At 68.5% G+C, this 6,538-nt stretch carries 6 protein-coding genes; 2 read left to right on the top strand and 4 right to left on the bottom strand.

What is annotated here, in order from left to right:
• The 4 genes from E1281_RS35755 to acs form a co-directional block, all read right to left on the bottom strand.
• Positions 1–324: DUF309 domain-containing protein (locus E1281_RS35755; RefSeq protein WP_243717737.1), on the bottom strand; the 324-nt coding region annotated here is incomplete at its 3' end.
• Positions 325–449: 125 nt separating this feature from the next.
• Positions 450–1,373, bottom strand: coding sequence for an alpha/beta hydrolase (locus tag E1281_RS35750; protein WP_131884129.1), 924 nt, complete (start codon positions 1,371–1,373; stop codon positions 450–452).
• 8 nt (positions 1,374–1,381) lie between these two features.
• Positions 1,382–1,813, bottom strand: coding sequence for a phage holin family protein (locus E1281_RS35745; RefSeq protein WP_131884128.1), 432 nt, complete (start codon positions 1,811–1,813; stop codon positions 1,382–1,384).
• Between the two features lie 316 nt (positions 1,814–2,129).
• The gene (acs, locus tag E1281_RS35740; protein WP_131884127.1) at positions 2,130–4,097 is read right to left on the bottom strand and encodes an acetate--CoA ligase; all 1,968 of its coding nucleotides are present in this window, start codon (positions 4,095–4,097) and stop codon (positions 2,130–2,132) included.
• Positions 4,098–4,340: 243 nt separating this feature from the next.
• On the opposite strand from acs, the gene E1281_RS35735 reads away from it, so the two are divergent.
• Together E1281_RS35735 and E1281_RS35730 are read left to right on the top strand one after the other, a co-directional pair.
• Entirely contained in the window at positions 4,341–5,132 is a 792-nt protein-coding gene (locus E1281_RS35735) for an oxidoreductase (protein WP_131884126.1), read from the top strand.
• 37 nt (positions 5,133–5,169) lie between these two features.
• A complete protein-coding gene (locus E1281_RS35730) occupies positions 5,170–5,787 on the top strand; it encodes a pentapeptide repeat-containing protein (RefSeq protein ID WP_131884125.1) in 618 nt (205 codons plus the stop codon).
• The last annotated feature ends 751 nt before the right edge of the window (positions 5,788–6,538 follow it).

The following is a 6,538-nucleotide window of genomic DNA, read 5'->3' as shown; positions in this document are numbered from 1 at the left end:
GTTCTCGGGGTGGGCGGCCAGGTCGTGTGCGCGGTGGACGACCCCCTGGACGTCGATGCCGTGCGGAGGGGCGGCCTCGTACGGGGCGAGGCGTTCGGCTGCGCGGGTAAGGAGCGCCTCGGCGCCGCGCGTGTTCCCCCTTCGCAGGTGGGTGATCCCTACGGCGACCTGTGCCAAGCCCCGCCAGAGTTCGCGTTCGGGCTCTGGAGACGCCTTCCAGACCGCTTCGAGGACCTCGTGCGCATGGAACGGACGATCGGCGTCCAGGAGGCGTTGTGCCTCGACCAGCGCGTCCGCGGGCGGCATGTCGAGGTCTTCCGGCATCGTGGGTATGCCTGACGTGCCGTGAGGCAGAGGACGTCCATACGCGTCGCGTGGCCGTGCGTTGCGTGGGCGCCCGGACTCGTCCCGATCCCGCATGCCTCCACGGTACGCGGGCTCCTCCACGGTTAACGCTCTGGCTCGGGGTCGGCCAGCCAGCCGAGGAGTTGGGCGTCGAAGGCGCGGGGGCGTTCCTGGTGCGGGAAGTGTCCTGCGCCCTCTATGAGCTTCCAGCGGTAGGGGGCGGCCACGTAGCGGCCGGAGCCCTGGGCACTGGCCGGGAGGGAGCACGTGTCCAGCGCGCCGTGCAACTGGAGCGTGGGGACGTGGATGGGGGCCCGCATCCGGTGCGCGTAGCGGACACCGTCCGGGCGGACCAGCGAACGGATGAGCCAGCGGTGATACTCCAGCGCGCTGTGCGCCACCCCAGGGATCTGTACGGCCCTCCTGACGAGTTGCTCTGTGCGTTCGTCCGGCCAGCCTGGGCCGGACCAGTCGTGCAGGAGCCGTCCCACCATCGCCGCGTCATCGCGGACAAGGCGCCGTTCAGGCCACAGCGGCAGCTGGAAACCGAACGTGTGCCGCGTCGCCCACCCCTGCCGGCGCGGATCGCCCACGACGGCCTGGCGCAGCCGCAGCGGATGCGGGGCGCTCACCACGGCGAGCCGCTGGACGACCTTCGGGTGGTAGACGCCCATCGTCCACGCCAGGAGCCCGCCCCAGTCGTGCCCGGCGACGACCGCGTTGGCCTCGCCGAGCGCACGGACGAGCCCGGCGGCGTCCCCGGCCAGCGTGACGAGGTCGTAGCCGCGGGGCGGCTTGTCGCTGCCGCCGTACCCGCGCAGGTCGACCGCGGCCGCGCGGTAGCCGGCCGCGGGCAGTGACACGAGCTGGTTGTGCCACGACCACCAGAACTCGGGAAAGCCATGCAGCAGCAGGACGAGCGGGCCCTCACCGGCCTCGGTGACGTGGAAACGCGTACCACCGGCACTGATCTGCCGGTGCGTCCACGGCCCGTCGACCTCGATCAGCGACGCATCGTTCCCGGACATGGCGTGGGTCAGACCGTCAGCTCGGGGGTGTCGGAGCCGCCGCGCTTGCGCAGGGTCTCCAGGTCGTTCTTCAGCGTCTTGCGGGTCCGCTTGCCGCCTTCGATCTTCTTGATGAGCCGCTTGGCGATGAGCATCAGGGCGATGGCGAGCGCCACGTACACGATGGCGACGATCAGGAACGCCGCCCAGTGCCACACGCCGAGGGCGACCAGGCCGTACGCGAACGAGATGGACAGCAGGATGACGACGATGCCGCCCATCACGGCGGCGATGGTGAACATCACGCTGCTGACGGCTGCCTTCTTGGCGTCGGCCTTGAGCTCCATCTTGGCCAGGTCCATCTCCGCCCTGATCAGGTTGGAGATGTTCTGCGACGCCATCCCGACGAGGTCGCCGACGGACTTGTCCTCCATGCGCTCGCCCGGTAGAGCCTTGGACATATCGATTTTTCTCCTTAGTCCCGGCGCGCGCAGACGCACCCTTCTCCGAAGACGACGGCCGCGGCCGCCGAGGCGAGCCCGTTCCCTGCGAACGCCCGCGATCAGGGCCGCAGTCGTCACTCTCTCGAATTGTGACGGGTCGGTATAGGCCAAACCGCCGAACGGCAGCGAAACGGTGAAACCACCCGGCGAGTGACGCCGCTCCCGCAGGGGGCAGTCTGCCACCGGCACGACGACGGCCCGCGGCCGGTGTGGTGCACCGGACGCGGGCCGTGACGTTCGTTGCGGCCTTCGGGCCTGCTGGCCGGACTCCCGGTCAGTCTTCGGACTTGGCGCTCGGCAGCTTCTCGGAGATCAGGTCCATCACCGTGCTGTCGGCGAGCGTGGTGACGTCGCCGACGCTGCGGTTCTCGGCGACGTCCCGCAGCAGCCGCCGCATGATCTTGCCGGAGCGGGTCTTGGGCAGCTCCGGGACGATCATGATCTGGCGGGGCTTGGCGATCGGGCCGAGCGCCTTGGAGACGTGGTCGCGCAGTTCCCGCAGGAAGTCCTCGCCCTCGACGTCGCCTCCGGCGTCGCCGCGCGGGATGACGAACGCGACGATGGCCTGCCCGGTGACCGGGTCGGTCGCGCCCACGACCGCCGACTCGGCGACCTTCGGGTGCGACACCAGCGCCGACTCGACCTCCGTGGTGGAAATGTTGTGCCCGGACACGAGCATGACGTCGTCCACGCGGCCGAGCAGCCACAAGTCGCCGTCCTCGTCCTTCTTGGCGCCGTCGCCGGCGAAGTACAGGCCCTCGAAACGCGACCAGTACGTCTTGACGTAGCGCTCGTCGTCGCCCCAGATCGTCCGGAGCATGCCGGGCCACGGCTCCTTGACCACCATGAACCCGCCGCCGCCGTTCGGCACCGGCCGGCCCTGGTCGTCCACCACGTCCGCGGCGATGCCGGGCAGCGGGCGCATCGCGGCGCCGGGCTTGCCCGCCGTGACTCCCGGCAGCGGGCTGATCATGATGGCGCCCGTCTCGGTCTGCCACCACGTGTCCACGACCGGGGTCCGGTCACCGCCGATGTGGGTGCGGTACCAGATGTAGGCCTCGGGGTTGATCGGCTCACCGACCGACCCCAGTACGCGCAGGGACGACAGGTCGTACTGGGCGGGGATGTCGTCTCCCCACTTCATGAACGTCCGGATCGCCGTGGGCGCGGTGTAGAAGATGGACACCTTGTACTTCTGGATGACGTCCCACCAGCGGCCCTTGTTGGGCGTGTCGGGCGTGCCCTCGTAGATGACACTGGTGGCGCCGTTGGCAAGGGGCCCGTACACGATGTAGGAGTGCCCCGTGACCCAGCCGATGTCGGCCGAGCACCAGTAGACGTCCGTCTCCGGCTTGAGGTCGAACACCGCGTGGTGGGTGTACGCGCACTGCGTCAGGTAGCCGCCCGTGGTGTGCAGGATGCCTTTCGGCTTTCCCGTCGTTCCGGACGTGTACAGGATGTACAGCGGGTGTTCCGCGTCCATGGGCTCGGCGGTGTGCTGGTCGCTCTGCCGGTCCACGACGTCGTGCCACCACAGGTCGCGGTCGTTGTCGGCCACCTGCTCGCCTGTGCGGCGCACGACGAGAACGTGCTCGATCGTCGGCGTCTGCGCGACGGCCTCGTCCACGATCCCCTTCAGGTCCGACGGCTTGCCGCGCCGGAAGCCGCCGTCCGAGGTGATGACGAGCTTGGCCTGCGCGTCGTCGATGCGCGTACGGAGCGCCTCGGACGAGAAGCCGCCGAACACGACCGAGTGCGTCGCGCCGATGCGTGCGCACGCCAGCATCGAGATCGGCAGCTCGGGGATCATCGGCAGATAGATCGCGACCCGGTCGCCCTTGCGGACGCCCAGTTCGAGCAAGGCGTTGGCGGCCTTGTTGACCTCGCTCTGGAGGTCGGCGTAGGTGATGGTGCGGGAGTCGCCGGGTTCGCCCTCCCAGTGGTAGGCCACCTTCTCTCCACGTCCCGCCTCAACGTGACGGTCGACGCAGTTGTAGGCGACGTTCAGTTCCCCGCCGACGAACCACTTCGCGAACGGGGGGTTACTCCAGTCCAGGACATCGTCCCAGCGCTTCGTCCAGGTGAGCCTGTCCGCCTGCTCCTCCCAGAAACCCTGGCTGTCCTCCGCTGCGCGCTCGTACGCGTCGGCCTTGACGTTGGCCGACTCGGCGAGTTCTGCGGGCGGAGGGAAGCGCCGAGTCTCCTGCAGCAGGTTCGACAGTGTTTCTTGGCTCTGGCTCAACGCGCACTCCTTGCTAGCTGAAGCGGGGTCGCCCGGTATCCCCACTTCACCAGGAAGGACCTGTTTTCCACAAGCTGACCGGTGGATGTCGGGGAAGAGCGCGACCGGAGCCCCGGCTCCGGATGGTGTTGGGTGACACCCAACACAACAGCTCTTCCCGGTCTGCCGTGCCGGAATCGCTTGCCTCCCGCCCGTCTATGGGGCGTTGCCCAGGCGTTCCGGGCGACCGCATAAGGTCTTGCCGTGACCGATGCCCTTGCTGATGTAGCGAACTTGCCCGGCGTGGCCGACGCGGTCGATGACGCGCGTTCCGCGGTGGACCGGCTGCTCGGCCATCGCATCCTGCGGCGGCGCAGCGCGGAGGTGTCCACGGAGTCGGCGCTGCGCGGTGCGCGTGCCTCGGCCGTGCTCGAAGGCGCCTCGGTCACGCTGGACGAGCTTCGCACCACCGAGAACCCGTCCGACCCGGTCGTGCAGGGTTCTCTGCGCGTCTCCGCCGAACTGGGGGCTCTGACAGAGACGTGGCGGAGGGCCCCGCGACAGGCTCTGGCGCGGCTCCATGTCCTCGCTGCGGCGGATGCGGTCGACAACGCCGATCTCGGACGCCCGCGCATGGACGACGGGACCGTGAAGGACGTGCTGGGCCTTGGTGAGCCGCCTTCGCCGTCCGAGGTCGCCGCCCGCCTCGACGCACTCAGCGGGCTGCTGATGGAGTCGACGAAGGCGCCGGCGATCGTGGTCGGGGCCATCGTGCACGGCGAGTTGCAGACTTTGCGTCCTTTCGGCTGGGGAGACGGACTCGTCGCCCGTGCCGCCCAACGTCTCACCTTCGTCGCCCGGGGCCTGGACCCCAAATCACTCGTCGCGCCAGAGGTCGGGCACCTGGAACTCGGCGACGACTACGCCGAAGCGCTCCGGGCCTACTCGTCCGGCACTTCCGAAGGCGTCGCGCAATGGGTCGGGCACTGCGCGGCGGCCGTGGTCGCGGCGGCACGGGACTCGCAGGCCATCTGCGAAGCGTTCATGCGCGGCTGACCCCGTTCCTGTCAGTGGATGGGGTCATCCTTGGTGCATGGCCGATCGCATGCACGGACGTCCGGCGGCGCCCACCGAGAGCACGATCTCGTCGGCGAACTGGGATTCGCGTGACCTGACGGGTGAGCGCTACGAGAGCGTCCTCTTCACGGACCTGGACATGACCGAGGCCAGTGGAGTCGGTGCCGCCTTCACCGATTGCACGTTCCGCGGTGTGCGTTTCAACGCGTCGACCCATACGGACGCCGCGTTCCTGAACTGCACGTTCGTCCGGTGCGGCTTCTTCGACGCCACCTTCAGCGGATGCAAGCTCGTCGGCGGCCTCTTCGACGGCTGCACCCACGACCTGTTGAAGGTCGAGGGCGGCGACTGGTCCTTCACCGGCCTCCCGGGCGCCGACCTCCGCCGCGCGTCCTTCACCGACGTCCGCATGCGCGAGGCCGATCTCACGGGCGCGAGGTGCGCCGGAGCGGAGTTCCGCGGCGTCGACTTGTCGGGCGCGTCCCTCCACAAGGCCGACTTTTCCGGATGCGATCTACGCGGGAGTGACATCTCGGGTATGGATCCGTTCACCGTCGAACTGAGACGTGCGGTGATCGATCCGTATCAGGCGGTCGTCCTGGCGACGGCACTCGGTCTGGACGTCCGCGACTAGCCGCGAGTGGCCGCGGCCGGCAAAGCGAGCGGCGCCCCTTCTGGAGGGCGCCGCCGCCAGCACGTCACACCGGGTTACCAAGCGTGCACCTCAAATTCGTCGGATCGGGTCAAGCCCGTCTCGACGCGCCTCCCGCGGCTGATCGCGCGTGGGTGCCCGGCTGCCGTGCTCGGACACGTGGTCCGTATGACCTGTGTACGCCTCATTCGTCCTGATGACAAGCCCCCCATTCGGAAATCCCGTCCGGCGGACGCCCGCCGCGCCGGACGGGACACTGGTGCCTTGTGGGGTCAAGTCGGGATGTAGCCCGCCATTCCGGACTATCCGTAACCGTCTCTCCGGTCGCCGAATTGATCACTCACCGTGATCGTTTCTATTTGGCGACCAGATCCGGCGATGCGGCCGGAAAGATCTTTAGATCTCCTGTACGCTCCCACTTCCGTCCCGATGCACTCCCTGTGCACAGGAACGGGAGTGCTGTCGTGTGCAAGGCGCGTCTTGCGGGGCACGGTCCTGGGGGATCGTCCCAACCTGGTGAGAAAAATCCTCACCTGATGGGCGTGATTGCACCTCGACGGAACTCTCAAGCATCGGGCAGCATATGTTGTATCCGCCTAGACTGGAGTCAGTAAGTTTGCCTCGGGTTTAAGGCGAACTTGAGTCCGGCTTACGCCGAACTCCCCCGAGACTTTCTTGGGAAAGCGGGCCGGCTCTACCCCCCCGGAGCCGGACCGCCCGGCGACCCCCGCTC

Source organism: Actinomadura sp. KC345 (assembly GCF_004348515.1).
GTDB lineage: Bacteria > Actinomycetota > Actinomycetes > Streptosporangiales > Streptosporangiaceae > Spirillospora.
This window is presented reverse-complemented; position numbering and strand designations above follow the sequence as displayed.